General features: G+C 62.8%; 1 protein-coding gene and 1 pseudogene. Both read right to left on the bottom strand.

Annotated features, from left to right (window positions below):
- Positions 1-453: 453 nt before the first annotated feature.
- Positions 454-975 carry a sortase domain-bontaining protein gene (locus ACH2DW_RS15255; protein ID WP_394930599.1) on the bottom strand — a complete coding sequence of 174 codons (522 nt, stop codon included), beginning with the start codon at positions 973-975 and terminating at the stop codon, positions 454-456.
- 268 nt (positions 976-1,243) lie between these two features.
- Positions 1,244-2,443: pseudogene (locus ACH2DW_RS15250) on the bottom strand (hypothetical protein); the annotation flags it as partial.

Here is a 2,443-nt window from a genome sequence, read left to right as displayed (position 1 = left end):
CGGGGATCGGACCGAGCCGATCGTGATCGATCGTGTGACCGGTCAACCGCTCGACGTCACCACGACGCGTCGCCGACCGTCAGTAGACGACGTCGCCTCACAGCCCTGATCGCTGGGGCTCGGAAACTGGCGTGTGGCATCGTCCGGTTGATCGGTGCGGTTGCGTCAGGCCGTGACAACGCTCATGGTGATCATCTTGTCGGTCAGTCGCTTTTCTCTGGATCCCATAGGGACACCATGTGCAAAACAGCAGCGGATCGACCGCTGTCGTCGCCACATCGAAGAGTCCAACGAAGAACCGGCTGCGGCGCTCGCCACGTTCTTGCAGCCTTCGACTTGACCCGGGGTTCTCCGATTGGAAACCGCCTGGAGAGCAACGCTCACACCCGCAGAGCTCAAGGCGGACCGAGATAACAGTGGTGTGACGGCCCTAGTTATGCAGCGCGTGAGCGGTTAGACCCGTTCGCCGTAGGCGAACAACCGGGTGCCGGGCCACGATGTCTGCAAGGCGAGATCGCCGTAGATGCAGGCGGTCGTGTTGCAGTAGTCCTTGTGTGTGATTCGGTAGTCCCAGCGTTCGTTGTCGTGCCGGATCGTGACGATGTCGCCCACGGACAGGTGCTCGACGGGTCCGAATGTTGATCCGTGCGTTGTCCGGTGTGCTGCGAGCCAGACAGTGCATGTCGATGGTGGCAGGCACGACGACGTGCCAGCCCAGCCAGTCACGGCCGTCACGGCACCGGAGTCGATCGTTTCCTGTCCGCCTTTGTAGATGTCGCGGCTGTCGAATCCGACAGAAGGCATCGTCAATGTGTGACGGCCGGACGGCGCAGCAACCGGTGGCGTTGTGGTGGGTGGCGTCGTTGCGACTGGCTGTTCGACTTGGACCTGTGCGGCACGGTCGCCGACACCCAAGTCTTCAACCGGAACGCGGTCCTGCCATGGACCGCCCGTAATCATTGCGAAGAAAGCCATCATCCAGAACATCTCGATAATGGTTCGGCGGGACTGCGTCAATACTTGAGCATCAACATCCGTGAAAGGCAGAGAGCGACGGTTGTCGAAGTCTCTGCGAACAGCGATCGCAACAACGTCCTGATGGTCACCAGAGGGAAATCGGTGACTGGAAATGGATCGCTGGCCGCAAGCAGCCGAACCCTTCGCGCCCTCTTCGTCCAGAAGCCGACTACTCGACCGAAGTCTTCACAGATGTGTTCACCCAATGGTGCGGGCAACGCCGAATTCAGTTGGTCGTGTGGCGTTGTCGCTGAGAACCGATCGTCGCAAGGACCGCAGCGACCACCAGCATGACGATCGTCAGGACCATCCCGACCGTGGTGACGGCGTGCGGGGTGGTGTCACCCGCGCCGAAGTTGCCGGCGGCTATGCCGAGCGGGAAGGTGCCGATTCCAGCGAGCGAGCTGAGCCACATCCACACGGCCACGCTCACGCCACCTGCTGCAAGCCCCAGCCCGTACGCCCTGACGACGAGGAGGCCGAGCACGATCGCGAAAGCAATCAGGGCGAGCTGCACGAGGCGCCCCGTGAAATACGCTGTGGGGAGGTCAAGCACGGTGGTGGGAGATCGGAAGTTGTTGCTGAACGTCGCGTTGCCTTCGGGTAAGAGTGGCCCAACGCTCAGGATCACGCCGGCCACCGCACCAACAGCCGCGATCCAGGGGTTGAGTGCAGGCCACCCGCCAGTGCCGAAGGATCGCAACGATGCGACGAACACGAGGATCCCCGCGATGGCCACGGCAACGACCAGCCAGAATCCGAGGTCGCGGGTGACCTTGAGGGTGAAGGCGATGTCAGTGGTCTGTCGGGTGATCGACTCCGCGCTCGCGATCCTCAGTTCGGCAAGTCCGATGACCAAGGCAGCCCACCCTGTGAGTGCGAGACCAGCACCACCAGCGAGGCCAGCGCCCCAGCGAAATCCGAAGCAGGCCAGCAAGCCGCCGAGTGTCATGACGGTGGCGCCGAAGAATCCGGCGACCGCGAGGTTCGTCCCGAGTGTTTCGAGTGTGCGGATGCCGGTGGCGATGCCGTCGATCGGCGCAGATGTCCGGATGTCGATGATGTCTGCAACCGCGGTCATGAGTACCGCAATCGCACCGAAGACCGACAAGATGAACACGAGCTTGAGCTTGAAGGGTTCACGTCCGTGCGGGTACTCGTGAAGGTCATCCGACCCGTCGAACACGACGGGGAACCCGTCGGTAGGGCCGCCAGGAATCGCGGCCATGATCGCCGTGTCCGACACGGACTGCGCGGGAATCTGTGTCGTCGCCGAGAGGTCGGGGCCCGTTGGTGCCTCGACGATCGAGGGCGCTAATCCGGCGATGGTGGTCGTCGGATTGTCTCCGGCCGGTGTGGCCCAGTGGGGCTCAGGGATTGGTGCAAGCGGCGTCATCTCTTGCGTGCGAACGTCGGGTACGTCGGG

The sequence above is a fragment of the uncultured Ilumatobacter sp. genome (assembly GCF_963980585.1).
In the GTDB taxonomy this organism is placed as follows: Bacteria; Actinomycetota; Acidimicrobiia; order Acidimicrobiales; family Ilumatobacteraceae; genus Ilumatobacter_A.
This window is presented reverse-complemented; position numbering and strand designations above follow the sequence as displayed.

Coding starts and splice junctions, on each gene's coding strand:
- ACH2DW_RS15255 (WP_394930599.1), bottom strand. CDS start 975: ATGGCTTTCTTCGCAATGATTACGGGCGGTCCATGGCAGGACCGCGTT.